The sequence below is a fragment of the Brevibacterium sp. Mu109 genome (assembly GCF_900169375.1).
Taxonomy (GTDB): domain Bacteria; phylum Actinomycetota; class Actinomycetes; order Actinomycetales; family Brevibacteriaceae; genus Brevibacterium; species Brevibacterium yomogidense_A.
Map to the genome: position 1 here is coordinate 35871 of NZ_FXZF01000015.1, position 26408 is coordinate 62278.

A 26408-nucleotide genomic window follows, 5' to 3' on the forward strand; every position below is an offset into this window, starting at 1 on the left:
GAAGGCCCGGACCCCGCACAGGGTCCGGGCCTTCCTCTCTGTGTCACTGGCACTGTGTCACTGGCACTGTGTCACAGGCGCTGAGTCACTGGCGCTGAGTCACCGGCGCTGCCGCCTCACTCCGGCGCGCGCAGAGGCACCTCGACGACCACCTCGGTTCCGCCTTCCTCACGACGTCGCCAGTCGATCGTGCCGCGCAGATCTGCGGTGATGAGGGTGCGGACGATCTGAGTGCCCAGACCGTCGCCGGGACCCCGATCGTCAGTCAGGCCGACCCCGTCGTCGGTGACCCGCAGGCGCAGGAAGTTCCCGTCGCGCTCCGGCCGCACCTCGATGATGCCGCACACGGGCTCCTGATCGGGGTCGTCCAGCTCGAACGGGAAGCCGTGCTCCACCGCGTTGGTCACCAGTTCGGTGATCGCGAGCAGCAGGGCGGATGCGTCCTCCGTCGCGATCTTGCCGAAGCTGCCCACCCGTCGCGGCGTCACCTGGACCAGGGGCGACGACAGGTCCGGGGCGAGACGCAGCCCCTTGTCCATGATGTCGTCGAAGTCGATCGACTCGTCCAATGACTGGCTGAGCGAATCGTGGACGACGGCGATCACGGACACCCGCCGCATCGCCTCCTCGATCGCGGACTTCGCCTCCGAGGACGACGCGCGGCGAGCCTGCAGGCGCAGCAGCGCGGACACCGTCTGCAGGTTGTTCTTCACCCTGTGGTGCATCTCGCGGATCAGGGCGTCGCGGCTCATCAGCTCCCGTTCGCGCCGGCGGATCTCTGAGACATCACGGCCCAGGACGACAGCTCCCGTGCGGTTCCCGTCGCGCTTGAGGGGGATGGACCGCAGGGAGATGGTGACCCGTCCGGACTCGATCTCCGATCGCCACGGAGTGCGGCCCGTCAGCACCAGCGGCAGCGATTCGTCGACGGTCCCGTGCTGATCGACGAGGTCCGCGACGAGGTCGGCGAGGTACCGGCCCTCGATGTCTCCCTCCGACCCCAGGCGGTAGAGCACGGACACGCCGTTCGGCGACGCGTACCTGATCCGGCCCTCCCGGTTGAGCAGGATGAGCCCGTCGCCCACGCGGGGCTCTCCGCGACGCGAGCGGGATGAGGCCTCCGCGTGCGGGAACGATCCCTCGCCGATCATGTCGAGCAGCGCCGACGCGCTGCTGCGGTAGTTGCGCTCCAGCCGTGACGCGCCCGTTCGCTTCGACTCCTCCGTGTGTCGTGTGAGCACCGCGATCACGCGACCGGAGCGGACGACCGGCACGACATCGGCGCGGGAGAACCGCGTGCCGTCGTCATCGGCGATCACCGTGGCCCCGGTCCGATACGCGCGATCGATCAGTGCACGGTGACGGGGAGCAGGACGGTCCCCCACTGCATCCGTGGGGAAGACCGTGAGCCCCGTCGTCGGACGGCACTGCGCCGCGACGACGTAGTCGACGTCGTCCTCGCGCGGCTTCGGAACCCAGAGGACGAGGTCCGCGAAGGACAGGTCGGCGATGAGCTGCCAGTCGCCCACCAGGACGTGGAGCCAATCGAGGTCGTCCTCCGAGAAGCCGCTGTCGTGGGCTCGGAGCTCCGCCAGGATGCTCATGCGGTCTCACTCGCCCAGTCGGCTGAGCGCACGACGCCGCGCAGCTGGCGCAGCACGACCGACACCGGGGCCTGATCCACCGTGTCCAGCTCCCGCAGCTCCGACACCATGTCCAGCACCTTCTCCAGAGCACTCCGGTTGGCCTCCAACCACGCCGCGAACCGGCGCCGACCGCGGTCGGCGCCGCGGGCGCCATCGGCGGGGATCATGTCGTCGACGTCCTCCGAGACTCCGCCCGTATGCCTGAGGACCGCATCGGTGAGGGACAGCATCGCCTGGTAGAAGTCATCCCGCATCGCACCGCGTGCTAGAGCGGTCCAGCGGCTGGAGCGGTCCAGGCTCCGAATCATGTCGAGCAGCGAGCTGCCGCTCACCATCTCCGTCACCGAGTAGTACACGCCGGCCGTCTCCTCCGGCTGCATGCCGGTGCGGACGCTCGCCTGGACCACGTCCAGCAGCGCGAACTCGTCGAGCAGACCCGCGGCGCGCGCGGCCAGCGCCTCCGGGACGCCCCGATCCAGCAGGCGCTGCCGCTCCGACTGGTACTGCACGAGGTCGTCGCCCTGCAGGTAGTCGGCGAGGTCCGTCCGCAGCCGGGTGACCACATCGCGGTACGTGTCGATGTTCGCCATGACGTCGAGCGCTTCCGGACTCTGATGGACGAACCACCGCGAGGCGCGGTCGAGCAGACGGCCGTGCGCGTGCAGGAGCTCCATCTGCACCTCCGCCGGCACGAGTCCGTCGAGCGCGCAGATCTCATCGATGAGCCCGTCGAGTCCGAAGACCTCGCACACGACGGTGAAGATGCGCACGAGGTGCGGGAGCTCAGCGCCCGTCTCCTCCTGCAGCCGGTAGAGGTAGGTGATCCCACCGCGGTCCACGACGGAGTTCACGATCTTCGCCGTCGCGATCTCCCGGCGCAGAGGGTGATCCGCGTAGTGCTCCTCGTACGTCAGCAGGCTCGGCGGGAAGTAGTCCCGCAGAGGCCCTGCCATCCAGTCCTCGTCCGGCACCGGCGATTCCAGCATCTTCTCCGCGGCGTCCATCTTCACGTACGCCAGCAGCACCGCCAGTTCGGGCGAGGTCATCCCCGTGCCGGCCTGTGCGCGCTTGCGCAGCGCACCGGCCTCGGGAAGGTCCTCGACAGCACGGTCGAGCTCCGCCTCGCGCTCCAGGTACCGCATGAGCCTCAGCAGGGTCTCCGTCATCGCCAGCGCGCCGTAGCGGGCCTCCCCCATCGCCATGTTCTGCGTGTAGTTGTTCGCCAGCACCCGATCGGCGACCTCGTCCGTCATCGATGCGAGCACCTCGCCCCGCTCCTCCGGGGCGAACGCACCGCGGCGGATCAGCGCCGCGAGGAGGAGCTTGATGTTGACCTCCTGGTCGGAGGAGTCCACACCGGCGGAGTTGTCGACCGCGTCCGTGTTGATGCGGACGCCGGCCAGCGCCGCCTCGATGCGGCCCAGCTGCGTGGCGCCCAGGTTGCCGCCCTCGCCGACGACTCGGGCGCGGATGTCCTCACCGTTGACGCGGATGGCGTCATTGGCGCGATCGCCCACGGACGCGTGGGATTCGTCGGACGACTTCAGGTACGTCCCGATCCCGCCGTTGTAGAGCAGGTCCACGGGCGCCGTCAGGATCGCGGTGATGAGTTCATCGGGAGTCATGCGGCCGGGCGAAGTGCCCAGGGCCTCGGCGACCTCAGGAGTCACCTCGATGGACTTCGCGCTGCGCGAGTGCACACCGCCGCCGTGGGAGATGAGCGACCGGTCGTAGTCCTGCCACGAGCTGCGCGGCAGGTGGTAGAGGCGCTCGCGCTCTGCGAACCCGACTGGCGCATCCGGCACCGGGTCCAGGAAGATGTCGCGGTGGTCGAACGCCGCGACCAGGCGGATGTGCTCCGACCGGCGCATGCCGTTGCCGAACACGTCGCCGCTCATGTCGCCGATGCCCGCGACGCGGAAGGATTCGCTGGCCGGATCGACTCCCAGTTCCCGCAGGTGCCTCTCGACCGACTTCCACGCGCCCCGGGAGGTGATCCCCATGGCCTTGTGGTCGTAGCCTGTCGATCCTCCGGACGCGAACGCGTCGTCCAGCCAGAAGTCGCGGGAGGCCGCGATCCGGTTCGCCACGTCGGAGAAGCGCGCGGTGCCCTTGTCCGCCGCGACCACGAGGTAGTAGTCGTCCGCATCGTGCGCGATGACGCGTTCCGGGCGCAGCACCGTGGATCCCTCGTCCGTGTACTCGAGGTTGTCCGCGATATCCAGCAGAGCGCCGATGAACGTCTCGTACGCCTCCTGGCCCGCCGCAGCCCACGCATCCCGGTCGACCGCGGGGTCCGGCAGCTGCTTGGGGAAGAACCCGCCCTTCGCACCGGTCGGGACGATGAGGGCGTTCTTCACCATCTGCGCCTTCACGAGCCCCAGCACCTCGGTGCGGAAGTCATCGCGGCGGTCGGACCAGCGCAGTCCGCCGCGCGCCACCCTGCCGAACCGCAGGTGGACGCCTTCGACCGCGGGCGAATACACCCACGATTCGAGCGCCGGCCGCGGCTTCGGGAGGAAGTCCAGCTCCTCTGCGCGGATCTTCATGACGATCGCATCCGGCTGCGATCCGTCCGCGCTCACGAATGCGTTGGTCCGCGCGACGGAGCGGATGATGTCGACGGTGGCCCGCAGGACGCGATCGGCTTCGAGGGTGGCGACCTCCGCGAAGCCCGCCTCGATGTCGGCGAGGAGTGCGTCTGCCGCCTCCGCGCGCTCGTCGAGCGACGCGAACTCACGATCCGGGTCGAACTTCACCTCGAAGGCCTCGACGATCTTCGCCGTCAGCGCGGGGTTGGAGGTGAAGGCGTGGGCGAGTGACGCGTCGGAGTAGGTGAATCCGGCCTGCCGCAGGTACTTCGCGAACGACTGGACGATGCTCACCCGCTGCCAGGCGATCCCCTTGAGCAGCAGCCGGTCGAGGTCGTCGGAGTCCCGCTCCCCCGCCCATGCCGCCGTGAAGCCGTCCTGGATCGTCTCGAGGTCCTCGTCGCTCAGGTCCTCGTCGAACGCCAGGCCGAACTCGTAGATCCAGGCCTGGCCCCCGCCCACGGGGCGCAGCTCGAACGGGCGCTCGTCGACGACCTCGGCACCCAGGTTCGCGAGGTACGGCAGCACCTGGGTGAGGGTGACGGGCTCCCGGCGGTAGAAGGCCAGGAGCGCTTCGGTGGCGCTGCGGCGGTGCACGGCCACGACGGGACCGGAGTCCCGGCCCGCCCGCTCGATGCGCGCCACGTCCTCGACCGCCCGCGCCGGGGTGTGCAGCGACGTGTAGGACGGCGGGAACGCGTCCGTCCAGCGGCGGGCGCGCTCGGACGAATCCGCGGGGTTCTTCTCCGCAGCCGGCGCGAGGATCTCCCAGAGGTCCTCGCCCCACGACCGCAGAGCGCGGACGATGCGCGCCTCGACCTCACCGGAATCGGTCGCCGGCAGCTCCTGCTCCCCCGGCACACGGGCCGTGAAGTGCAGGCGGGCCAGAGCGGAGTCGCCCAGCAGCACGTCGAAGTCGACGGTGTGCGCGTCGTAGTGCTCGCGCAGGACCTCCTGGACCCGCTGGCGCGCCGATGTGTCGTAGAGGTCGCGCGGCAGGTAGATGAGGACCGACACGTACCGCTCATACGGGTCACGGCGGATGAAGACGCGCGGCTCGTGCTTCTCCTGCAGGTCGATCACCTGCATGACGGTGCTGAAGATCTCGTCCGTGGACGCGTGGAAGAGGTCGTCGCGCGGATAGGACTCGAGGGCGCCCAGCAGCTCGTCGCCCGCGTGGGTGTCACGGCCCAGCCCCGAACGCCGGAGGATGTTCCGCACCTTCGTCCGGATGACGGGGACCTCCAGTGCGGAGGTGGTGTCCAGCCGAGGAGTCCACAGTCCGACGAAGCGGCGCTCGCCGACGATCCTCCCCTGCTCGTCGTAGGTCTTCACGCCCACGTAGTCCATGTAGCCGCGGCGCATGACCCGCGACCGCGAGTTCGCCTCGGTGAGGACGAGGACGTGGGGCTCCTCCGCCTTCGCGGCGACCGTCCGAGACAGGTGCGAGGAGCGCGCTTCGCGCAGCGTGGAGATGCCCAGCGCGGTGCCGCGCACCGGGTCCAGGCGCTTCCCGTCGTCGTCGACGGACAGCGCGTACTCGCGGTAGCCCAGGAACACGAAGCCGTGGTCCATCCAGTCGAGCAGCTCTGCGGCCTCCGCCGCCTCCGCCGTGAGCTCCGGTCGGGGCGCCTGTGCGCGCAGTCCGGCCGCGATGTCGCGGGCGCGCTGACGCAGCCGGCTGCGGTCGTGATCCGCTGCCGCCGCGAAGGCGAGCACATCGGCCAGACCTGATTCGACGTCCGCGAAGCCCTCCTCGGGCACGCGGTCCACCTCCAGGTGGATCCACGATTCCGAGCGGACCCCCTCGAGGCCGATCTCGCCCGTCACCAGGCCGTCCGGGCCGATGACCGGCAGCGCGGACGTCTCTGTGGCGGTGTGCGTGAGCTCTGCATCCGGGACGATGCTCAGACCCTCGTCGGTGCGTCGGACCGCCATGATCGGGTGGTGGACCTCGCGGATGGCCCGTCCCTGTCGGTTGAGCTCTGCGACGACGCTCGCGACCGCATAGCGGATGTCCTCGACCACGATGTCGATGAGCGTGCGATTCCCGGTGTAATCACGGGCGTCGTGCTCAGGGTTGCGGATGCTGATGCGCGCGGGGCCGCCCTCATAGGGCTCGGCCAGCGACACGTGGGCTGCGGCGAGTGCCGCCAGGGCCTCGGGCCCCGCACGTCGCATCTCCGCACTGCTGAGTCGCGGGTAGTACTCGGCGAGGAGGTGCTCCGGCGGGGTCTGCCCCCGAAGCTCGTTCCACGCGTGTGCGATTCCGGCCAGGTCGACCTCGGTCACGTCAGTCTCACCTCATGTGCTGTAGCGGTGCGGCGTGCTCGACGGTGAGCACGTGGCCCACTCTATGCCCATGAGGCAGACTTGACGTCCATGAAGTCCTTCACCCTCACGGGCGCTTCGGCACTGTCACCCGCACGGCTGCGCACGGGTCTGCTCGACCCCACGACGTGGCGCGGCCAGGACGGCGTCATCGAGTCGACTGCGGACGACGCGCTCACCGTGTCGTTCCCGCTCGGAGCGCAGTCGATACCCGATTCCCTGTCCCGCTTCGTCCCTGCGGACGCCGTCCTGCGGATGGAGGTGCACACCGCCGCCGAGGCCCCGGCCGGCTCCCCGCAGTCCGCCCACCTCACGGTGACGGTCCCGGGGGCACCCGTCATGGTGCGGGTCGAGCTGACCGCCCACCCGACTGCGCCGGCCGCGGATCCGACTGCCGCTGCTGCGGACCCGACGGACAGCGCTGACGTGGCCGAGCCGGCGTCGACGCGTGCCGCAGAGGGCGCCGGGTCGACCCTCAGTGCTCGCACGGAGGTCGAATCGTCCGTCCCGCTCTTCGGCCCGATGGTCGAGTCAGCGCTCGAGCCCGTCGTCCGCTCCCAGCTGTCGGAGAAGTTCGACCAGCTGGCCGATCTCCGCTGAGTCGAACCAGAGGAGGTCCGAATCGGCGAGCGCGGCGAGCGCGGCGTCCCGGTCCTCCGGCAGTGCGGCGAAGCCCTCCGGGTCGTCGATGTGGACGCTGGCCGTCCGCAGGGGATCGATCGTCGCCGTGCCCATGACCACGCCGGCCACGACCTCGGCGGCGTCGGACAGTGCGTCCTCCGGCAGGTCGACGGCGACGACGGCCCGCGGAGAACCGGCTCGCAGCGCCTCGTCGGACACGCTCGCCGCGGCCGCGGACATCGCTCGGTACTCTCCGAGCTCCAGGTCGTCACCTGTCAGCCGCCGCTCCTGGGGGCCGGGAGCGAACACGGTCACGGGGTCGCCGATCGGCCAGGTCGCAGCGAACGTCTGGCCGGTGAAGGGGGCATACGCACGGATCATGGCCTCATTGTCGCACCGGCTTCGCGACCCGCGTGCGCGACCGGCCGGGACGACGGCGGGTGCGCGTCCGGCGGGCCGTGTGCCCGGGCAGTCGCGGCAGCAGGTCCGCGTCCAGGGTCGTGACGAGGGGCGATCGCCGCGTCACCTCCAGCGGTGACCGTCCCGCGAGCACGGCCGCGTCCACCGTGGTCCGGTCATCGGGGACGAGCACGATCTCCTCGACCCCGGCGAAGCGCCGGAGCACGGAGCGGATCCGGGTCTCCGGGTCCGGGCCCACGGCGGAGGCCCTCACACGGTTGACGAGGACGGTCAGGTGATCGGCATGACGGGCGGCTCGGTCCGATTCGAGCAGGCGGACCAGACGCTGGAGGCCGATCGGGTCAGCGGAGGCGACGAGCACGATGTGGTCTGCCCGGTCGAGCACCGCCCGGGTCGCCTGATGGCGGTCGTAGTGGGGGTCCGCGTAGGGGTCGTCGGGGTCGATCCGGTCGGAGACATCGACGATCACGTGCTCCGCGCGGGCCGCCAGGCGATCGAGGACGTCGGCCAGCACTCCCGCCCGGATCTCCGGCCACCGGTCGGCACGACTGAGTCCGGTGACGACCTCGAACCCGGGCTCGACCTCCACCAGCCGCTCTGCGATCGCCGGCGCGTCATGGGCGGCGCCGCTGACCACCAGGCGGCACAGGGCCGCGAGCTGCGGGGCATCATCCAGCAGGCCCAGTGCCGGGGTGAGCGACGACGACACCGTGTCCGCATCGACGAGCGTCGTGCGGCCGACCGTGCGCGCCAGGAGGTGCGCGGTGACCAGAGCGATCGTCGAGCGGCCCGGAGACGAACCGGTCCCCCACACCGCTGTCACGGAGCCCTCGGGGGTCGCCGGCCCGTCCGGCACCGGCGGGGCGGTCGGCCGGGGCGGCGCCTGGACCGCATCGGCGCAGTCGCGCAGGACGGCTCCGGTCTCCTGCGGTGCCGCACCGGGCGCCAGCGTGTGGACGATCCCCCACCGTGCGAAGAGCGCCTCGTCCTGGCCGAAGCCGACGATCCGAGCTCCGGCCTCGAGCATGCGCGCCACGACGTCCGCGTCGATGCCCGGGAACCAGCGGGACAGGACGACGACGTGGCCGGTCCCTCCCGCCACCAGCGCCAGGAGCTCGACCTCGTCCGCCGGGCGGCGCACCACCTGCGCGTCCGGCAGTGACGAGACTGCGGCCACGACGCTCGATTCGTACTCGACGTCCACGGCGACGACCACATCGATCACGGGGCGACCTCCGTCGGCTCCGCATCCGCACCGTCGGCGGAGCGCCCATCGGGGACCACGACCACGGAGATGTGATGACCGGTCGCCAGGGCGCGGACGACCTCCCCGATCCGTCCGTCGGGCACGTAGACCTCGATGCGGGCTGCGCCGGGGGACGTGAAGTCCCCGCCGCCGCGATCCACCGACAGAACGTCGACGCCCTCGAGGATCGCGTCCGGGGCCTCGACCTCGGCGGCGCGCGCGTCGGTCGCCCACACGTCGACGCGGCTGCCGGATGCCACTGCCGCGGGCAGCGCGGAGGACACGTCGACGGAGACGACGCGTCCCGACATGTCGGACAGCGCGACGAGCGAGGAGACGGGGATGAGCTCTCCGGCACCCACGACTGCGCGGACCGTCGTGCCGGGCTCGATGTGCGAGTCCGCGGAGATGTACTCGCCCTCCGATGCAGGGAGCTTCACCTCGATCGGCACGAACGAGTCCGCGGTGAGCTCACCGCCGGGGACCAGATTCTCCGCAGCGGCCCACACCCGCGTCGTCTCCGCGACCGCCCGCACGAGTGTCGTCGTCGCCACGAGCGACACCAGCACGAGGACCGCGCCGATGAGCAGCCGCGGATCGCGCCACCGGGGACGCGTGAGTCGGCGTGCTCGCGGCGCTGCCGCGGGGGTGGACGAATGGCTCATCTCGCGCCTCCAGCTGTTCGCACGTCAGTGCATGTAATTGCATCAAGTGATATTATTTGGCCGTCACCGGCACCAATCAGCGTGCTCATGACGCGAAAGGACTCCTCATGGCTGTTGAAACCCGCTTCCTGCCGCTCACCGATGTCGCCGAGGTCCTCAACGTGTCCGTCGCACAGGCCCGTGCACTCGTGCGGTCCGGCGACCTCCGCGCCATCAAGGTGGGCGGTCGCGGTCAGTGGCGCGTGGAGAAGACGGAGCTCGAGGACTACATCCAGCGGATGTACGCAGAGGTCCGCGCGGACGTCGACGCGGGCACCGCGGACTGACGCGGCACCCGCCGTCACAGCATCCTCTTCTCCGGTCGCACGTACGCGATCGCCGGGATCGGCACGAGCAGACCTCCGCCCGGAGCACCCACGGGGCTCCGGGCGGAGTCACGTCCCGATGACTCGGTGATCTCGACGTAGTCCTCGGCCACCAGGTCCAGCCGACCCACGACCGTCCGGACACCCCCGGCCGCACTGGTGGTGGCGACCGCGCACGGGATCTGCTCCGCCCGCCACCGGCGCAGCGGCGACGCGATCGACAGCTTCTCCTGCGGCTGCGCATGGGAACAGGACTCGACCCGCACATCGTCGATGTGCGCCGCAGAGACGAGCACCTCCCCGCCCCCGTCGAGCGCGACGAGGACCCAGGTCTGCGCCGCGGTCTCCAGCCGGCCGGCGAAGCGGACTCCGGCGGTCGAGACGACGATGCGGTGTCCCACCGCACCCGCCAGGCGGTCCGCGAGCGCGTGGTCCGCCGCCTCGCCCGCGACGAGGTCGGAGAACTCGCCCAGACGCTCATGCAGATCGCGGCCCGACGCCTGCGCCTCCAGGTCCTCGAAGAGGCGGAGGAATCTGTCATCGGCGTCATCGGCGACGCCCACTCGTCTTCCCATATCCGCAGTATGCCACGGGGATCACACCGCCTGCACTCTTCTGCTCCTCTTTAGGGAGCAGTGCACGCACATCGAGGCTCTGTTTGATCTATTGATGCATTTGATGCTCTTTGCTATCGTTGAGCATCCACCACGAAGGAGTGCACATGGGACTGCGCCGTCTGACCGCTTTCGCCCTCGCCCACGCTGCGGGCACGATCCTGCTCCTGGCCTCGGTCCGGGAACTCGGCGCAGAAGCGCTGTCCGGGGATGCCGGAGCCGCTCTGCTGCTGATCGCCGGAGGTGCGGCCGTCCTCGCGGGCACGCGGACTGCACTCTCCGTGCATCTCGTCCTCGCCTGGCGCCTGTGCCGAGCATGCGGCCTGGCCGCTGTCCCCCTCCGTGCGGCCGCGCTGCGTGCCGCTCCCCTGGCGATCCGCTCGATCGTCGCCGCAGCCGTGGGCGGGTCCCTCTCCGTCGTCGGGCTCACAGCGCCGTCACTGGCCGCATCATCCTCGCCGGCGGCGGCGGCCGCACCGTCGTCACCGGCTGCGCAGCAGTCGCCGCCTGCATCGTCATCGCCGGCCTGGCCCCTGACACCCGGGCCGGGAGCGGAGGGAGCGCAGGACCCCGCGTGGCCGCTCTCAGACGGTGCGGATGCGGGGGAAGACTCCGGTGAAGACGCTGGTGGTCATGGTGGTCACGCCGACGACGAGGGCCAGTTCCACATCGTCTCCTCCGGGGACACCCTGTGGCAGATCGTCGCCGACGACCTGCCGTCAGCTGCGGCGCCGCAGCTGACGGATCGGGTCGAGGAGATCCATGCCGCGAACAGAGCGACGATCGGCGACGACGCGAACCTGCTCCTCCCCGGCCAGCGCCTGGTGCTGCCATGAGCGCCGCACCCCACACCGACCACCAAGTGCGTTCCGCCGTGGGCGCCCCACCTGCTTCCCCACCGGCCGAGGAGGACGCTCCCGTGCTCAGTCTCGTGAGGCCGCGTGCGCACCCGCACCCTGTGGCAGCGCGACCGGCCTCCGCGGAACCTCGCACAGTCACGACCACTGCCGGGGCCGTGCCCGCTTCGGACAGCCCGCTGGCCGCCGAGGATCGCGCGCTGCTGACATCCATGGCACCGGCGCTGGCGACCGCACTGGTCGAGGTGCTCGTAGGCGCACGCGCGGCCCAGTCCGTCGAACGATGGGTCGAAGGATCCCTCTACGAGCGGATCGTCGAGCACACCCGGGTCCGCAGCGCGCTGGCGCAGGGCAACCCCCACGCCGATCGGCCCATCGGGGTCTCCGTCGCACGGCTCTGCGAGGTGGCCGACTCCATCGTGGAGATCTCCCTCGTCGTACGGACGACCAGGCGCCCGCGAGCTCTCGCACTGCGGATGGAGCGACGGAGGTCGCGCTGGCGACTCAGCGAGTTCCTCAGCATCTGAGCCCTCTGCACCCTGCGCCCATGCCCAGGGCCGGCCTGCTCCTGTCAGGCGCCGCGCTTGCGCTTCCGACGCTCGGCACGGTTCGTCGGAGCGTCACCGGCCGCCGCCTCGTCGTCGCTCTCGTTCACACCGCCTGACTCATCCGGAGCGCTGAGGTGCAGATGCGGCTTCTTCGGCTTGAGCTCCTCGGCCTCCACGGAGACTCCCCCGCCGGCCTCGCCGTTCGACGCCCCGGCGCCCAGCTGAGCGCCGGAGCCCTTCGCGCCCACAGCCGCGGTCGGCCTCTTCACCTTCACCTCGAGCGTGTTCGCCAGACGCACGACGTCCTCCTTGATGCCCTCCTGCATCGCGGTGAACATCTCGAAGCCCTCGCGCTGGTACTCGACGAGCGGGTCTCGCTGCGCCATCGCGCGCAGCCCGATCCCGTTCTTCAGGTAGTCCATCTCGTACAGGTGCTCGCGCCAGCGCTTGTCCATGACGGAGAGGGTGACGCGACGCTCGAGTTCACGGGTCGCCTCCTCACCCAGCTGCTCCTCACGGCGATCGTAGAAGAGGTCCGCGTCCGACTGGACCTCGGAGCGGATCTTCTCACGCGTGAGTCCCGTGGTGCCGTTCGCGTCCTCGATGAGCTCCTCTGCCGTGAACGACGGGCTGTAGAGCCTCTCCAGGGCCTCGAACAGCTCGTCGATCTTCCAGGCGTCCGGCGGTCCGGCCGTCGCCGCGGTGACGTACTCATCGAGCACCTCATCGCGGAACTTCTGGATCTGCTCGGCGAGGTCCGCTCCTTCGAGCACGCGACGACGCTCCTGGTAGATCACCTTGCGCTGGCGATTCAGGACATCGTCGTACTTGAGCACGTTCTTCCGCTGCTCCGCGTTGCGCTCCTCGACCTGGTTCTGCGCGGACTGGATGGCGCGGGACACCATCTTCGCCTCGAGCGGCACATCGTCCGGAACGTTCGCGATCGACATGATCCGCTCCGCCGCGCCCGATCCGAAGAGCCGCATGAGGTCGTCCGTGAGCGACAGGTAGAACCGGCTGTCGCCGGGGTCGCCCTGACGCCCGGAACGGCCCATCAGCTGGTTGTCGATGCGACGCGATTCGTGGCGCTCCGTGCCGAGCACGTAGAGGCCGCCCGCTTCGCGGACCTCCTCGGCCTCCTTCTTCGCGTCCTTCTCGACCTCTGCGAGGACATCCGGCCATGCCGCCTCGTACGCCTCCGGGTCCTCCCGGGGGTCGAGGCCCTTGGCCTCCATCTTCGCCACGGCGAGGAACTCGGCGTTGCCGCCCAGCATGATGTCCGTACCGCGGCCGGCCATGTTCGTCGCGACAGTGACGGCACCCCGGCGGCCCGCCATCGCGACGATCGCGGCCTCCCGCGCGTGGTTCTTCGCGTTCAGGACCTCGTGCCGGATGCCGCGCTTCCCCAGCAGCTTGGAGAGGTACTCGCTCTTGTCGACGCTGGTCGTGCCGACCAGCACGGGCTGCCCGCCCTCGTGGGCCTCGGCGATGTCGTCGACGATCGCGTTGAACTTCGCCTTCTCGTGCTTGTACACGACGTCCGAGTGGTCGACGCGCTGCATCGGCCGGTTCGTGGGGATCGGCACGACACCCAGCTGATAGGTCGCCATGAATTCGGCGGCCTCGGTCTCCGCGGTGCCCGTCATGCCGGAGAGCTTGTCGTACAGGCGGAAGTAGTTCTGCAGGGTGATGGTCGCGAGCGTCTGGTTCTCCGCCTTGACCTCGACGCCCTCCTTCGCCTCGATCGACTGGTGGAGGCCCTCGTTGTAGCGGCGCCCCTTGAGGATGCGGCCCGTGTGCTCGTCGACGATGAGCACTTCGCCGTCCATGACGACGTAGTCCTTGTCCTTGGTGAAGAGTTCCTTCGCCTTGATGGCGTTGTTGAGGAAGCTGATGAGCGGGGTGTTGTCCGAGTCGTAGAGGTTGCCGATGCCCAGGTAGTCCTCGACCTTGTCGATGCCGGACTCCAGGATGCCGATCGTCTTCTTCTTCTCGTCGACCTCGTAGTCCCGTTCGGCCTTCAGCCGCTTGACGACCCGTGAGAACTCGCCGTACCAGCGGTCCGCGTCGCCCTCCGACGGTCCGGAGATGATGAGCGGTGTGCGGGACTCGTCGATGAGGATCGAGTCCACCTCGTCGACGATGACGAAGTTGTGCCCGCGCTGCACCATCTCGTCGACGGACCACGCCATGTTGTCGCGGAGGTAGTCGAAGCCGAACTCGTTGTTGGTGCCGTAGGTGATGTCCGCGGCGTACTGCTTGCGGCGGTCGTCATTGCTCATCTGCGCCTTGATGCAGCCGGTCTCCATGCCGAGGAAGCGGAAGACGCGGCCCATGAGGTTCGACTGGTAGTCGGCGAGGAAGTCGTTCACCGTGATGATGTGCACGCCCTTGCCGGTGAGCGCGTTGAGATAGGCGGGGAGCGTGGCGACGAGCGTCTTGCCCTCACCCGTCTTCATCTCTGCGATATTGCCCAGGTGCAGGGCGGCTCCGCCCATCAGCTGCACGTCGAAGTGGCGCAGGCCCACGGTGCGGGCCGAGGCTTCGCGCACGGCGGCGAATGCCTCCGGCAGCAGCATGTCGAGCGTCTCGCCGTCCTGGTAGCGCTTCTTGAAGCGGTCGGTCTCCTCGCGGAGCTCTGTGTCCGACAGCGCCTCGAACTCCTCGGACAGGTTGTTGATCGCGGCCGTATAGGTGCGCAGCCTCTTGAGCGTGCGGCCCTCGCCGGTCCTCAACAGCTTCTCGAGCAGGTTCGCCACGATTCTCCTTCGCCCCGCATGCTCCCACGCGGTCCACAGTCTGAAATCCGCCTCTCAGCATATCTGCCCGGGCGGCAGGACCTCGACTTCAGATAGCCCCAACCACCCTGCGAGTTCCCGCAGTTCCTGCTGGACGGCCGCTCCGCAGTCCTCGCCGGGCTCCATATGCACCGCCGCCCGCAGCGTCCCCTCATCGCGCACGGCCCGCACATCGACCCGTGCGCGCAGCGCCTCGTCGTGGAGGAACGGCATGACGTAGTAGCCGTACCTCCGCCAGTCGGCAGGGGTGTAGATCTCGATGCGGTAGTCGAAGCCGAACAGCCAGCGGATGCGCCGGCGGTTGAAGACCAGCGGATCGAAGGGCGCCAGCAGCGCCGTCGCCCGCACGGCCCGCGGCGCGACCGCCTCGTGCCAGCGCCAGGCGCGGACCCCGTCGACGGACACCTCCTGGAGCTCGCCCGACTGCGTGAGCGCCTCGATGGCCCGGCGCGTCGTCGCCTGGGGCAGGCGGAAGTAGTCCGCGAAGCAGTCGACGGTGCCGATCCCCAGAGCCGGTCCGGCCAGTCGCACGAGCGACACGGCATCGTCCTCGAGCCCCGTCACCCCGGGGCGGATCCGCCCCGGTCCCGGCCGGATGCCCAGGTCCGGATCATCCGCCGTCCCCCACACCAGGTCGGGGGCGGGGAGCTCCGGGTGCGTGTGAGCGGACAGCGCGTAGACGCGCTCGAACTGGGGCGTCCTCCCCGAGCACGCGATCCTCCCCGCGCGGAACAGCGCCTCGAGCGCGGACTTCGTGCGCGACGGGTTCCATCCCCAGTGATCCCGGTCGTGCTCGGGCAGCGAGTGCGGCACGCGGTCCGCCAGTGCGCGCGCGGTGCCGGGCCCCTCCGCCAGCTCGACGACGAGCGCCTCCATGAGTGCGACGAAGTCCGCTCCGTGCTCGGGATCCCGCTGCCCGTAGTCCCGGATGAACCACTCCGCCCGGCGGCGGTGGAACGCGTGCACCGTCGCAGGCGCCACGTAGGCCGCTTCGTGCGCCCAGTACTCGACGCCCATGCGCGGCGCCTCATGGAGAAGGGAGTCGAGACGTGAGCGCGGATAGGGGCCCAGGCGGGAGAAGAAGGGGAGGTAGTGGGACCGGGTGACCGCCTGGACTGAATCGATCTGGACCACGGACAGCCGATCGAACACCCGGCGCAGGTGGCCCGCGTGCGGGGCCCGGGGACGCGGCCGGTCGAAGCCGGAGGCGGCGAGCGCGATGCGCTTCGCCGCCTCCGTCGACAGGGTCGGCGTGCGACCCCTCGTGGTCGTCGTCAGGACGGGACCTCTGCGCTGTCGGGAGACATCGTCTCGTCCAGGGCGATGACGCCGTAGCTCCAGCCCTTCCGGCGGTACACGACGGACGGCTGCTCATTCTCCTCGTCGATGAAGAGGTAGAAGTCGTGCCCGACCATCTCCATGCGGTTCAGGGCCTCCTCGATGCCGATCGGCTGCGCCGGGAAGCGCTTCTCACGCAGGACGACCGGCGAATCGCCTTCGGCCCTGATGCGGCCGTTCGTCTGGTCGGACGCGTCCGGGACCCCGTTCGCGGATCCGTCGTGGGGCTCTGCGACAGAGCCGTCCTCCGGGACGAGCGGATCGATGACCGGCATCGCTGCGAGTGCTTCACCCGTGGAGCTCTTGCGGCGGTGCCCGGACCGCGCGACCTTGTTCCGGTCCTTCGTCCGGCGCAGTCGCTCGAGCAGCTTGGCCCATGCGAGGTCGAGTGCCGCGTACTTGTCATCCGCTGCGGCTTCCGCACGGAGCACCGGGCCCTTCTGGAAGACGGTGATCTCGACGCGCTGCTCTTCTTCGCGGTTCTTCGTGTTCTCGTGCCTGAGCTGGACCTCGACGGCCTGCGCACGGGGAGAGAGCTGTTCGACCTTTGAGACCTTTTCCGCGGCGTGGGCCTGAAAGCTGTCCGAAACGGCCTGGTGGCGGCCCTTCACTACGACGTTCATGGTGTCTCTCCTTGGCGAATCGCTTCACGGATCGCTCCGTACCCATTCGGTGGATGGGTACACTCCATTGAACACCATCGTGAACGCCGAATGAAGTCCAGATCACACTGGCGCGTCATACGTCTCAGACGGAGCCGGCAGCCCCCTCGTCGTGCCCGGCGCGCCCGTCCTCGGTCACCGCGATGACCGCGCACACCACCGCCTGCGCTCCCCCTTCGTTCAGGGCCCTCGTCGCCTCCGCGAGTGTCGACCCGGTCGTGAGCACGTCGTCCACGATCACCACGTGCGCGGCGGACCTCACCCGCTCCCATCCTCCGCCACCACCCCGGTCGCGGCGCGGCGCGTGCGTGCCGGCGACGTTGCGCCGCCTCTCCCGCGCGCCGGACCCCACCTGGTCGCGGTGGCGCACGACCGTCAGCACGTGCGCCGGCCGGATGTCCAGCCCGTCCTCGGCGAGCAGTCCGCAGGCGTGGGCCGTGAGGTCGCCGACGAGGTCGCGTCCGCGCTCGCGCAGCGCCGCCGCCGAGGCCGGGACGGGGACGACGGCCACGTCGCCGCCCGCGTAGCCGGACTCCTCGAGGGCATGCGCGATCGCCGCCGCCAGCAGGATGCCGACCACCGGGACGACGTCCGTCCGCCGCCGCGCCTTGAGCGCGACGATGACGCTGCGCAGCGTGCCGGTGTACTCCCCCGCCCCGGCGACGGGCAGCAGCCCGTAGCGCGGCACGACCGTGCGCGTCGCAGGCGCCAGGTGCGTGAGGCACGGGCCGCAGAGACTCACGGTCTCCACCCCGCAGCCCGCACAGGTCCGCGGCAGGGCGAGGTCGAGCAGTTCGTGACCGACGGCCCCAAGTCTGCGGACGAACCGCGGTCGACGCGGTGCCCCGTCCACGATCAGCCCGGGTAGGCGGGATCGTGGACGACGAGGTCGACGACCTTCTGCCAGGTGTCCGCTCCAAAGGAGAACAGCTCGCCGTCCTCGGTGCTCACCCGGATCGAGCGCGCATCGGAGCTCGCGGTGATCGAGGATCCGCCCCGCACGTCGCCCAGCGACTGGGCGGGACCGGAGACCGGAGCCAGGTAGGGCTGCGGCTCCTCACCGGCTGCGTCCGCCGCGAGGACCGCCAGCTGCGCGGACCCCGCCCAGGACAGGTCCACGATGTTCTCGAAGCCCGCGCCCACCCGAAGCGGCGCAGACGGGACGACACCGGTGGGAATGCCCTCGGCGGTGCGGTTGATGCCGATCACGTCGATGCTAGGTGCGCCGGTCCCGTTCCGGGACAGCACCGCGATCTGGGTCCCGTCGCGGGACACCCGCAGCGCCTCCACGGTGCGATTCGCCAACCACTGGACGGAGACGTCGACGGCGTCGCCCGATGCGAGGACCACGGTGACGTGACCGGAGTCCCCCTGCTCACGGGAGGCCGTCCAGACGCCCCCGTAGCGGTCGAAGCTCGGGCCGGTGAGACCGTCGTCATCGGTCAGGACGATCGCGTCGCCGTCACCGCCGGGAAGGATGCGGTGCAGCTCGCGGCCCTCGTCCGCGAGGTACGCGAAGGTCGAATCGTCGATCGAGACGGCGGGGTCGGTGGGGTCGTCGCCCAGTTCCGGGAGGTCCGGGATGGGCTCGACCCGCGTCTCGTCCAGACGGGCCAGGGTTCCGTCCGCGATCAGCACCGGGCGCGCATCGATCGGCACGCCGATGGGCGCGCTGTCGCCGGGCGGGGCGTCCAGGCTGCCCGCCGGCGTCGTCACCTCGATCGCGTTCGTCGAGGACAGGCCGCGAAGCGTTGCGGACACCTGGCCGAGGATGCGGGCATCCGTCTCCTCGTCGAGTCCCTGCGCCGTCTCGTCGAGTCCGACCTGGGCGATGCCCCCGGACACCGTGACGGAGTGCGGCTCGAGCCGGGTCCCGTCGGGCAGAGCGGAGATGACCGACCCGCCCAGGTAATCGGCGGGGCCGGCGAGGAGCTCCGTCATCACCTCGGTCGCGGCCGCCGGGGACCGCACGAACCACCGGGGGTCGGCGACGAGGTAGTCGAAGCCTGGCGCGTAGAAGTACAGCGGGTAGGAATCGTAGACGGTCGTGAACGACGAGGAGGTGAGGACCAGCCCCTGGGGAGCGGAGGAGATCCGCCATTCGCCGTTCACCTGCCGCAGCGAGAACTCGCGGTCGGCCTCGGAGCCGCCGCGCTCCTCGCGGTAGACGCGCTGGCTGTCGAGCGACGCGGCGACGGGGACGCTCATGGAGATGCTCTGCTGGTCTGAGGACACCTCTGCCGTGACCGTGTCGAAGTCGTCGCCCGGCGGCATGATGACCACGTTCGACTGCGGGTCCCACTCATTCGCGAAGTCGTCCGTGAGGAACGACCGCGCCACCGCGAAGTCGTCGGAGTAGCCCGCACCGGCCGCCAGGAACCCGCGGACGATGGTGTTCGGGTCGGCGCCCTCGACAGGGCCCTCGGGCTCGACCTCCGACTGGACCCGCTCCGGACGGTCCTGGACGTCGATCACGCCCGATTCGCCGGAGCTCGGAATCGACGCGCAGCCGCTCAGGACGAGCAGCGTCGCCACCAGTGCTGCCAGCGGCCCCCGCTTCTCACACATCGTGCTCGTCCCCCGTTCGTGCTCCCTCTCCCTGCTCATCCGCACTCGCCTCGACGACGATCGGGATGCTGCCGGTCTGGATGCGCACCGACCCGTCGGAGCTCGTCGGCCCTGCCACGAGCGCGGCGCGGGGCGCGGCGTCCGCAGGCGGGAGCGGCAGCGGCGAGGTCGTGATCGCCTGGCCGTCGCGACGCGGGATCGTGAGTCGGAAGCACGACCCCTCCCCCAGCTCGCCCCACGCCTGCAGCCAGCCGCCGTGCAGGTGCGCGTCCTCGAGCGCGATCGCCAACCCCAGGCCGGATCCCCCCAGAGTGCGCTTGCGGGATGGATCGGCACGCCAGAACCTGTCGAAGACGTGCTCGACGTGCTCGGTGCTCATGCCGATCCCGTGGTCGCGGACGCTCACCGCCGCAGCCTCTGCGTTCGATCCGAGGTGCACGTCGATCGGGCGCCCGTCGCCGTGCTCGATGGCGTTGACCACGAGGTTCCTCACGACGCGGGTGATCCTGACGCGGTCGAGCTCGGCCATCACGGGAGCCGTGGGCGCATGCACCCGGACCTGCGATCCCGACCGGTCCGCCACGACCATCACCGTCTCGACGACACCGGTGACGATCTCCCGCAGATCGTGCGGATGCACGACGAGCTCGGCGGCGCCGGCGTCGTAGCGGGAGATCTCCAGCAGGTCGCCCAGCAGCTGCTCGAACCGGTCGACCTGGGAGTTCAGCAGCTCTGCACTGCGTCGGGCCGACGCATCGAACTCGTCGCGCGACTCGTACAGCATGTCGGAGGCGATGTGGATCGTCGTCAGCGGTGTGCGCAGCTCGTGCGACACGTCGGAGACGAACTGCCGCTGGAGGACGGACAGCCGCTCCATCCGCAGGATCTGCTCCTGCATGCTGTCCGCCATGTCGTTGAAGCTCTGCGCCAGCTGGGACAGCTCGTCGCGACCGGTCACCGGCATGCGGCGGTCCAGGTCCCCGTCGGCGATCTCGCGGGCGACCTCGGAACCCGTCCTCACAGGGGTCACCACGAGTCGGGACACGAGCAGACCGACCGCACCCACGAGCACGACGAGCACGACGCCGGCGACGGCGGCGGCGCGGGTCACGAAGTCGAGCGTCGCCTGCTCCTCCGACAGGTCGGCGATGACATAGAGGTCGAACTGACCGGCGCCGGGCACCGACAGCGGCTGCGCGACCACCAGTCCTGGTATCTCACCGCTCTCCGCGAGGTTGATCGAGGTGTAGCGCTGCTGATCCGCGACGGAATCCGAGACCTGCTGTCGGAAGTCCTCCGGCAGCTCCTCGACGCGGGGGGAGCCCTGCACGGTGTCGAGCACGGTGACCGGCAGCACGCTGCTGTTCGCATCGCGCGGTTCGAGGCTGATCGACCGCAGCGGTGACGGCGAGCGCGAGAACATGCTCTGGAGCTGGACCGTGAGCGCCTCCCCCAGATCCTCCTCGGATGCCACGGACTCGATCTGTGCGACGTAGGTGTTCGTCTGGTCGGAGACGACGGACAGCTTCGACTCGAACAGTCCGCGGGCGATCACCTGCGTCATGTAGGTGCCGACGCCGAAGATGGCCACCAGCGTGAGCACGACCGTGAGCACGACGATGCGGACCTGCAGGGACCGCGAGAAGAGCGAGACGAGCCAGCGCGTGAGGTCCGCGATGCCGCGGCCGGTCGCAGCGAGGACCCCCGCGACCGCCGGGGCCCGGCTCATCCGAGCGCACTCCAGTCGGGACTCACGCCGATTGTCCCGCCTTGTAGCCGACGCCGCGGACCGTCACGACGATCTCCGGGTTCTCCGGGTCCTTCTCGATCTTCGACCGCAGCCGCTGGACGTGCACGTTGACGAGCCTCGTGTCCGCTGCGTGGCGGTATCCCCACACCTCTTCGAGGAGGATCTCGCGCGAGAACACCTGCCACGGCTTGCGCGCGAGCGCGACGAGCAGATCGAACTCGAGCGGTGTCAGCGAGATCGGCTCGCCGGCTCGGGTGACCTGGTGCCCGGCGACGTCGATCGTCACATCGGCGACCTGGAGGACCTCCGGGGCCGCGGGCTCCGTCAGGCGCAGGCGGGCGCGGACGCGGGCGATGAGCTCCTTCGGCTTGAAGGGCTTGGGGACGTAGTCGTCGGCCCCCGCCTCGAGCCCCGCGACGACGTCGACGGTATCGGACTTCGCCGTGAGCATGATGATGGGCGTGCCGGCTTCGGCACGGATCTCACGGCAGACCTCCAGGCCGTCCTTCCCGGGCAGCATGAGGTCAAGCAGGACGAGGTCGGGCCGCATCGCGCGGAACGCCTCGATGGCGCCGTCGCCCGTTGCGCAGAACTCCGGTTCGAAGCCCTCACTCTTGAGGACGATTCCGATCATCTCCGCGAGCGCCGTATCGTCATCGACCACCAGGATGCGTGCATTCATGCCGTCCATTGTTCCAAACGTCGCGGCCATCGGCGCACAGGACCCGCGATGGAACCTTCAGGAAGTCTGGAACGCGCGTCGTCGGGTGCTCATGGCAGGATGGTGCCGATGACCAGCCGACACAGTGAGCACGGACTGCCCGGGAGGTGTGTGTGACCACCTCGCAGCACTCCGTGTGGGGCACAGAGGTCGACTGGGCGAGCGGCACTCTCCGTGCTCGCAGCGGCGCCAGGCCGCCCGCGCAGTGGATGCCCGCGCCCCAGCCCGGAACGCTCCCGAAGAGGCCGTTCACGTTCTTCGAGGCCATGGACGGCGGGTTCCGCCTGCTCCGCTTCGCTCCCGGCGCGACGTTCGGGATCGCGATGATCGTCCACACGCTCGTGACCCTCGCCGCGGGCCTCGCGTTCACCGCGCTCGTCGTGGGGAACGCCGGATTCATCGGACGCGTGCTCGAGAACCCCGAAGCGGGGATCGGACTCAACATCGTGATCCAGACCGTGTCCGTGGCGGCCTCCTTCCTCATCCTCTCCCTGGTCCAGCTGCTGTCCGCCTTCGCCGCGGTCGCGGCCGATTCGGCGTTCTCCCGTGAGCGCACGACGCTGTCCGCCGTGTGGCGTGCCCTGCGCGGCCGCCGGCTGCGGCTGGTGCTGCTGTGCGTCGTGTGCCTCGCGGCCCACGTCCTCGTCCTGGGCGTCCTCGTCGCCCCGGGCCTCATCCTGCTGGTGCTGTCTCCGGCGGCCGGCGTCCTCGTCGCCACACTGGGAGTCGCCCTGTGGGTCGCCGCGACGGCCTACCTCTTCACGAAGTCCGCGCTCGCAGGCGCCGCGCTCGCCGTCGAGGACCTGGGCGTCTTCGCGGCGCTGAAGCGGTCGTGGGACCTGACACGCAGGGGGTTCTGGAAGTCCTTCGGCCAGCTCGCGCTGTCCTACTTCCTGTCCTCACAGGTCGTGAGCCTCATCCTGACCCCGATCCTGTTCGTGCTCATGTTCGTCTTCATCCTCGTCTTCGTCGTGCTGTCGCTCGACGGCGGCTCCGGTGCTGCGGCCTTCGCCGGGATCGCGCTGGGCATCGGGATGGGCGTCGCGATCGGAGCCGTCGCGATCGGCGCGACTGCGCTCATGTTCGCGTTCCTGAGCGGAGTCGTCGCGATGGTGTACCTCGATCGGCGCATGCGCCGGGAGGGATACGACCTCGTCCTGCTCCACCGTGCGGAGCTCGAGGAGGCGGCCGCCGCGCGGACCGTGGACTCCACCGACCCGCTGGCGCATCTCAGCGGTGCGGGAGGTCCGCGCTGATGCCCGCAGGCACGGATCCCCTCCTACCGTCGCAGGCACAGGCACAGTCCGCACTCCTCGCCCAGCCGGACCGTGACGAGGGGCAGCAGTGGGCCCGCGACGAGCTGTCGGATCCCCTCTACAGAGAAGCGGACATGACCCTATTCGAGCGGATCGGGCGGGCCATCAGCGATTTCTTCGCCGACATGCTCGATTCCGCGACCGGCATCGAGTCCCCGGCGCTCACGATCGTGCTGGTCCTCGCCGTGATCGCGCTCATCGTGCTCGCAGTGTGGTGGACCCGCCGCAGCGCGAACGTGCGCCTGGAGCACGTCGCCGCTCGCCAGCCCGTGTTCCGCTCGCAGCTCGACCCCGTCGCGCTGCGTCGCACGGCCGCCGAGGCCGCGGCGGCCGAAAACTGGCGGCTCGCGGTGCAGGACCTGGTCCGAGCAGTCTTCGCGGAGCAGGCGAACGCGCAGCGGATCGTCATCGACCGCGCGTCGACGGCACAGGAGCTCGCGGCCGCCTCCAGCGCGGCACTCCCCCGTGCGGCCGATGCCTTCACCCGGCTCGCGACCCTCTTCGACGACGTGTCCTTCTCCGGCAGCCGCGTCACCCGCACCGCGTGGGAGGACGCGGGAGCACTCGACGCACGGATCACCTCCGATGCACCCGCGCCGATCGACTCAACACCGACGGACTCGGCCCCGCACGCCGCCGGCATCGGATCGAGCGCCGGCGACGGTCAGCCGACCGGCACCTCGGGCGGTGGCGCATGAGCGCGCAGACCGACGTCGCGATCCGCGGCACCCGGTCCGCGACCGGTCAGGGAGTCCTCGCACGTGCCGGCGGCCTCGCCCGGTCCTCAGCCCTGTGGGTCGTCGCAGCGATCGTCGTGCTCATCGCCGCGATCGTCACTGTGCTCGTCCAGGGCGGGGAGAACACGTCGCCGCTGCACTACGAGTCGACCGAGGACAGCGGCGGCCGCGCATTCGTCGAGGTCCTGCGCGACCACGGGCGGGACCTCACCACCACCGAATCGTTGGGCGAGGCCGGCGCGGCAGTGGACGCGGGAGAGACGGTCGCGATCTACGCGGCCGACTGGACGCTGTCGGATCCCGCGATCGAGGACCTCTCCGCCCGCGCCGCCGCATCCGGCGCACGGATCGTGCTCATCGCACCGGAGCAGCAGGTCGAGGTCTGGACCGATGCCCTGCTCTACGACTACCTCAGCGAGGGTGCGGGTGCGCCCCCGTCGCGCCGCGCTCCGAACTGCGAGGCGGACATCGCGAACACCGCGGGCAACGTGCGCCACGAGGACACCGGGGACGAATACTTCTCGACGAGCTCAGAGCCCGCGGATTCGACCTTCTGCTACGGCGCGGACTCGGGCGACGTCGTCCCGCACGGCGTGTACGCACAGGTCCCCCACGGCGACGCCGGCGGGACCCTCACCGTCATGGGCTCCACGCAGTGGTTCGCGAACGGCACGCTCGCCCAGGAGGGGCACATGTCGCTCGTCGCGGGCGTCCTGGGCACCGACGAACCGCTGACCTACTACTACCCCGTCCAGTCCGATCAGCCCGTCGAGGGTGACGAGGGCGGCGCGGGCGGATCGCCCACGTGGCTGTTCCCCCGGTGGGCGGTGGCGGCTCTGCTGTGGTCGCTGCCCGTCGTCCTCGTCGCGCTGCTGGTGTACGGCCGCAGGCTCGGTCCGCTCGCGATCGAGCCGCTGCCCGTGATCGTGCCCGCCGCAGAGACCGTGCGCGGTCGCAGCGCGCTCCTTCAGCGGTCGCAGGCCCGTGCGGAGGCGCTCGCCGACCTGCGGACCGCCGCACTCGTGCGGATCGGCCGCCGCCTCGCGCTGCCGCCCGACGCACCCGCCGCCGAGGTCGTCGCTCGTGCCGCTGCCCAGTCCGGGCTCGATCCGGCCTGGGCGGAGGCCGTCCTGCTCACTGACCAGCCCCACGACGACGAGACGCTCATCCGCATCTCCATCGACATCACCACCATCGAGAGCGAGGTCGACCCCCTATGACCGTTCCCCCTCCGCAGCCGGGTCCCCAGGGCCAGCACGGCCAGCCGGGCCAGCACGGTCCCCAGGGCCAGCCGGATTCCCAGGCCCAGCCGGGGACTCAGAGCCAGCCGGGTCCCCAGGGACATCCGACGCAGCAGGGCCAGCCGGGTCTCCAGGGATACCCAGCACAGCAGGGTCGGCCGGGCACCTACCCGCAGCCGCACCAGCAGGGCCAGCAGAGCGCCCACACCCAGCAGAACCAGCCGGGTGCCCATCCCCCGCAGGGTCAGTCAGGGGCCTATCCCTCGCAGAGCCTGCACGGCGAACACTCGCCGCAGGGGCGGCCGGTCCAGGCTCCCGTGAACCCGGACGGCGCACAGTTCGCGCCGCCGCGCGACGGGGTGAATGCGCCGGCACCGGCGGAATCGCTCGTGCTCACGGACGAGGACGCTCAGCTGCGCGAGGTCCTGCTGCGCGTGCGCGAGGAGACGGGCAAGGCGGTCGTCGGGCAGACCCAGGCGGTCGAGGGGATCCTGCTCGCACTGCTGGTGCAGGGTCACGTCCTGCTCGAGGGGGTGCCGGGCGTGGCGAAGACCCTGCTCGTGCGCTCGATCGCGCAGTCCCTCGACCTGGACTCGCAGCGTGTGCAGTTCACCCCCGATCTGATGCCCGGAGACATCACGGGCTCGATGGTCTACGACGCGAAGTCCGGGGACTTCTCATTCCGCGAGGGCCCGGTGTTCACCAACCTCCTCATCGCCGACGAGATCAACCGCACTCCGCCCAAGACGCAGTCCGCACTCCTCGAGTCGATGGAGGAGCGTCAGGTGACCGTCGATGGGACATCGCGTCGGCTCGCCCCGCCGTTCCTCGTCGCCGCGACGCAGAACCCGATCGAGTACGAGGGCACGTATCCGCTGCCGGAGGCCCAGTTGGACCGGTTCCTCTTCAAGCTGGTCCTGGGACTGCCGGACCGCGACACCGAGTTCTCGATCCTCACGCGTCACGCCGAGGGCTTCGACGCGCACCGGCTGCGAGACGCGGGCATCGCCCGCGTGGCAGGGCCGGAGGAGCTCCTGCGGGCGGGGAACCGGGCGGCGCAGGTGCACTGCGCGCCCGAGGTGATCGCCTACATCGTCGACATCGTCCAGGCGACGCGTCAGGCCCCCTCGCTGGCACTGGGCGTCTCGCCGCGCGGTGCCACCCGCCTGCTCGCGGCCTCTCAGGCGAAGGCGTGGCTCTCCGGCCGCGGCTACATCACGCCCGACGACGTGAAGTCGCTCGTGCCGATGACGTTCCGCCACCGCATCGCCCTGCGCCCCGAAGCGCAGATGGAGGGGGCCGACATCGACCGGGTGCTGGCCTCGATCGTCGAATCGGTGAACGTCCCACGGTGAGTCCCTCCTCCATGCCGT

21 protein-coding genes are annotated in these 26408 nt (G+C 70.2%); 8 read left to right on the forward strand and 13 right to left on the reverse strand.

All coding sequences use genetic code 11. The features are described 5' to 3' along the window. Window positions 1–116 precede the first annotated feature (116 nt). Together BSP109_RS10380 and BSP109_RS10385 are read right to left on the reverse strand one after the other, a co-directional pair. Complete coding sequence (locus BSP109_RS10380; RefSeq protein ID WP_101600457.1) at window positions 117–1604, reverse strand: sensor histidine kinase; 1488 nt, start codon at window positions 1602–1604, stop codon at window positions 117–119. Beyond that, on the reverse strand, window positions 1601–6529 hold the full coding sequence (locus BSP109_RS10385; RefSeq protein ID WP_180959698.1) for an NAD-glutamate dehydrogenase: 4929 nt from the start codon (window positions 6527–6529) through the stop codon (window positions 1601–1603). Before BSP109_RS10385 ends, BSP109_RS10380 begins: the two co-directional genes overlap by 4 nt. Before the next feature lie 90 nt (window positions 6530–6619). On the opposite strand from BSP109_RS10385, the gene BSP109_RS10390 reads away from it, so the two are divergent. Then, the gene (locus BSP109_RS10390) at window positions 6620–7168 is read left to right on the forward strand and encodes a DUF2505 family protein (protein ID WP_087004861.1); all 549 of its coding nucleotides are present in this window, start codon (window positions 6620–6622) and stop codon (window positions 7166–7168) included. Here the strand turns inward: BSP109_RS10390 and BSP109_RS10395 are convergent. From BSP109_RS10395 to BSP109_RS10405, 3 genes are read right to left on the reverse strand one after another with little or no spacing between them, the layout of a single operon-like run. After that, entirely contained in the window at window positions 7100–7570 is a 471-nt protein-coding gene (locus BSP109_RS10395) for a hypothetical protein (protein ID WP_087004864.1), read from the reverse strand. The two genes, BSP109_RS10390 and BSP109_RS10395, sit on opposite strands and share 69 nt — an antisense overlap. Before the next feature lie 4 nt (window positions 7571–7574). Next, entirely contained in the window at window positions 7575–8834 is a 1260-nt protein-coding gene (locus BSP109_RS10400; RefSeq protein WP_101600460.1) for a chromosome partitioning protein, read from the reverse strand. Beyond that, entirely contained in the window at window positions 8831–9520 is a 690-nt protein-coding gene (locus BSP109_RS10405) for a hypothetical protein (RefSeq protein WP_101600462.1), read from the reverse strand. Before BSP109_RS10405 ends, BSP109_RS10400 begins: the two co-directional genes overlap by 4 nt. Window positions 9521–9627: 107 nt before the next feature. Between BSP109_RS10405 and BSP109_RS10410 the strand changes: the two genes are divergently transcribed. Further along, on the forward strand, window positions 9628–9846 hold the full coding sequence (locus BSP109_RS10410; protein WP_087004873.1) for a helix-turn-helix domain-containing protein: 219 nt from the start codon (window positions 9628–9630) through the stop codon (window positions 9844–9846). A 14-nt stretch (window positions 9847–9860) separates the two neighbouring features. On the opposite strand, the gene BSP109_RS10415 is transcribed toward BSP109_RS10410, so the two are convergent. After that, the gene (locus tag BSP109_RS10415; RefSeq protein WP_146001127.1) at window positions 9861–10460 is read right to left on the reverse strand and encodes a hypothetical protein; all 600 of its coding nucleotides are present in this window, start codon (window positions 10458–10460) and stop codon (window positions 9861–9863) included. Between the two features lie 146 nt (window positions 10461–10606). On the opposite strand from BSP109_RS10415, the gene BSP109_RS10420 reads away from it, so the two are divergent. Both BSP109_RS10420 and BSP109_RS10425 read left to right on the forward strand, forming a co-directional pair. Continuing rightward, window positions 10607–11335: a LysM peptidoglycan-binding domain-containing protein gene (locus BSP109_RS10420; protein ID WP_101600465.1), complete on the forward strand. Its 729-nt coding sequence runs from the start codon at window positions 10607–10609 to the stop codon at window positions 11333–11335. A gap of 179 nt (window positions 11336–11514) precedes the next feature. Next, on the forward strand, window positions 11515–11883 hold the full coding sequence (locus tag BSP109_RS10425) for an Rv3235 family protein (RefSeq protein WP_143275810.1): 369 nt from the start codon (window positions 11515–11517) through the stop codon (window positions 11881–11883). Window positions 11884–11927: 44 nt separating this feature from the next. Here the strand turns inward: BSP109_RS10425 and secA are convergent, their stop codons facing one another. The 7 genes from secA to mtrA all read right to left on the reverse strand — a co-directional run bounded on the left by secA (window position 11928) and on the right by mtrA (window position 21702). Continuing rightward, complete coding sequence (gene secA / locus BSP109_RS10430) at window positions 11928–14663, reverse strand: preprotein translocase subunit SecA (RefSeq protein WP_101600466.1); 2736 nt, start codon at window positions 14661–14663, stop codon at window positions 11928–11930. 54 nt (window positions 14664–14717) lie between these two features. Beyond that, window positions 14718–15836, reverse strand: a complete 1119-nt coding sequence (locus BSP109_RS10435; RefSeq protein WP_257944652.1) for a winged helix-turn-helix domain-containing protein — start codon at window positions 15834–15836, stop codon at window positions 14718–14720. Between the two features lie 140 nt (window positions 15837–15976). After that, entirely contained in the window at window positions 15977–16663 is a 687-nt protein-coding gene (gene hpf / locus BSP109_RS10440) for a ribosome hibernation-promoting factor, HPF/YfiA family (protein WP_101600468.1), read from the reverse strand. A gap of 124 nt (window positions 16664–16787) precedes the next feature. Then, window positions 16788–17555 (reverse strand): ComF family protein, encoded by a 768-nt coding sequence (locus BSP109_RS10445; protein ID WP_101600469.1) that lies wholly within the window; start codon window positions 17553–17555, stop codon window positions 16788–16790. 2 nt (window positions 17556–17557) lie between these two features. After that, on the reverse strand, window positions 17558–19309 hold the full coding sequence (locus tag BSP109_RS10450; RefSeq protein WP_087004898.1) for an LpqB family beta-propeller domain-containing protein: 1752 nt from the start codon (window positions 19307–19309) through the stop codon (window positions 17558–17560). Next, window positions 19263–20999, reverse strand: a complete 1737-nt coding sequence (gene mtrB / locus BSP109_RS10455; protein WP_101600473.1) for an MtrAB system histidine kinase MtrB — start codon at window positions 20997–20999, stop codon at window positions 19263–19265. The genes BSP109_RS10450 and mtrB overlap by 47 nt, the downstream gene beginning before the upstream one ends. A 22-nt stretch (window positions 21000–21021) precedes the next feature. Then, on the reverse strand, window positions 21022–21702 hold the full coding sequence (gene mtrA / locus BSP109_RS10460) for an MtrAB system response regulator MtrA (protein WP_101600527.1): 681 nt from the start codon (window positions 21700–21702) through the stop codon (window positions 21022–21024). Between the two features lie 152 nt (window positions 21703–21854). Between mtrA and BSP109_RS10465 the strand changes: the two genes are divergently transcribed. The 4 genes from BSP109_RS10465 to BSP109_RS10480 are packed head-to-tail and all read left to right on the forward strand — an operon-like array spanning window position 21855 to window position 26390. After that, window positions 21855–22997, forward strand: a complete 1143-nt coding sequence (locus BSP109_RS10465; RefSeq protein ID WP_101600475.1) for a hypothetical protein — start codon at window positions 21855–21857, stop codon at window positions 22995–22997. Continuing rightward, window positions 22997–23755, forward strand: coding sequence for a DUF4129 domain-containing protein (locus BSP109_RS10470; protein WP_101600477.1), 759 nt, complete (start codon window positions 22997–22999; stop codon window positions 23753–23755). Before BSP109_RS10465 ends, BSP109_RS10470 begins: the two co-directional genes overlap by 1 nt. Next, window positions 23752–25014: a DUF4350 domain-containing protein gene (locus BSP109_RS10475; protein ID WP_101600479.1), complete on the forward strand. Its 1263-nt coding sequence runs from the start codon at window positions 23752–23754 to the stop codon at window positions 25012–25014. The genes BSP109_RS10470 and BSP109_RS10475 overlap by 4 nt, the downstream gene beginning before the upstream one ends. Beyond that, window positions 25011–26390 carry a MoxR family ATPase gene (locus BSP109_RS10480; protein ID WP_087004912.1) on the forward strand — a complete coding sequence of 460 codons (1380 nt, stop codon included), beginning with the start codon at window positions 25011–25013 and terminating at the stop codon, window positions 26388–26390. The genes BSP109_RS10475 and BSP109_RS10480 overlap by 4 nt, the downstream gene beginning before the upstream one ends. The last annotated feature ends 18 nt before the right edge of the window (window positions 26391–26408 follow it).

Excerpts from the sequence above, each read along its gene's own strand:
- BSP109_RS10380 (WP_101600457.1), bottom strand. The coding sequence starts at position 1,604 with ATGAGCATCCTGGCGGAGCTCCGAGCCCACGACAGCGGCTTCTCGGAG.
- BSP109_RS10390 (WP_087004861.1), top strand. The coding sequence starts at position 6,620 with ATGAAGTCCTTCACCCTCACGGGCGCTTCGGCACTGTCACCCGCACGG.
- BSP109_RS10395 (WP_087004864.1), bottom strand. The coding sequence starts at position 7,570 with ATGATCCGTGCGTATGCCCCCTTCACCGGCCAGACGTTCGCTGCGACC.
- BSP109_RS10405 (WP_101600462.1), bottom strand. The coding sequence starts at position 9,520 with ATGAGCCATTCGTCCACCCCCGCGGCAGCGCCGCGAGCACGCCGACTC.
- BSP109_RS10410 (WP_087004873.1), top strand. The coding sequence starts at position 9,628 with ATGGCTGTTGAAACCCGCTTCCTGCCGCTCACCGATGTCGCCGAGGTC.
- BSP109_RS10415 (WP_146001127.1), bottom strand. The coding sequence starts at position 10,460 with ATGGGAAGACGAGTGGGCGTCGCCGATGACGCCGATGACAGATTCCTC.
- BSP109_RS10420 (WP_101600465.1), top strand. The coding sequence starts at position 10,607 with ATGGGACTGCGCCGTCTGACCGCTTTCGCCCTCGCCCACGCTGCGGGC.
- hpf (WP_101600468.1), bottom strand. The coding sequence starts at position 16,663 with ATGAACGTCGTAGTGAAGGGCCGCCACCAGGCCGTTTCGGACAGCTTT.
- BSP109_RS10450 (WP_087004898.1), bottom strand. The coding sequence starts at position 19,309 with ATGAGCAGGGAGAGGGAGCACGAACGGGGGACGAGCACGATGTGTGAG.
- mtrB (WP_101600473.1), bottom strand. The coding sequence starts at position 20,999 with ATGAGCCGGGCCCCGGCGGTCGCGGGGGTCCTCGCTGCGACCGGCCGC.
- mtrA (WP_101600527.1), bottom strand. The coding sequence starts at position 21,702 with ATGAATGCACGCATCCTGGTGGTCGATGACGATACGGCGCTCGCGGAG.
- BSP109_RS10470 (WP_101600477.1), top strand. The coding sequence starts at position 22,997 with ATGCCCGCAGGCACGGATCCCCTCCTACCGTCGCAGGCACAGGCACAG.
- BSP109_RS10475 (WP_101600479.1), top strand. The coding sequence starts at position 23,752 with ATGAGCGCGCAGACCGACGTCGCGATCCGCGGCACCCGGTCCGCGACC.
- BSP109_RS10480 (WP_087004912.1), top strand. The coding sequence starts at position 25,011 with ATGACCGTTCCCCCTCCGCAGCCGGGTCCCCAGGGCCAGCACGGCCAG.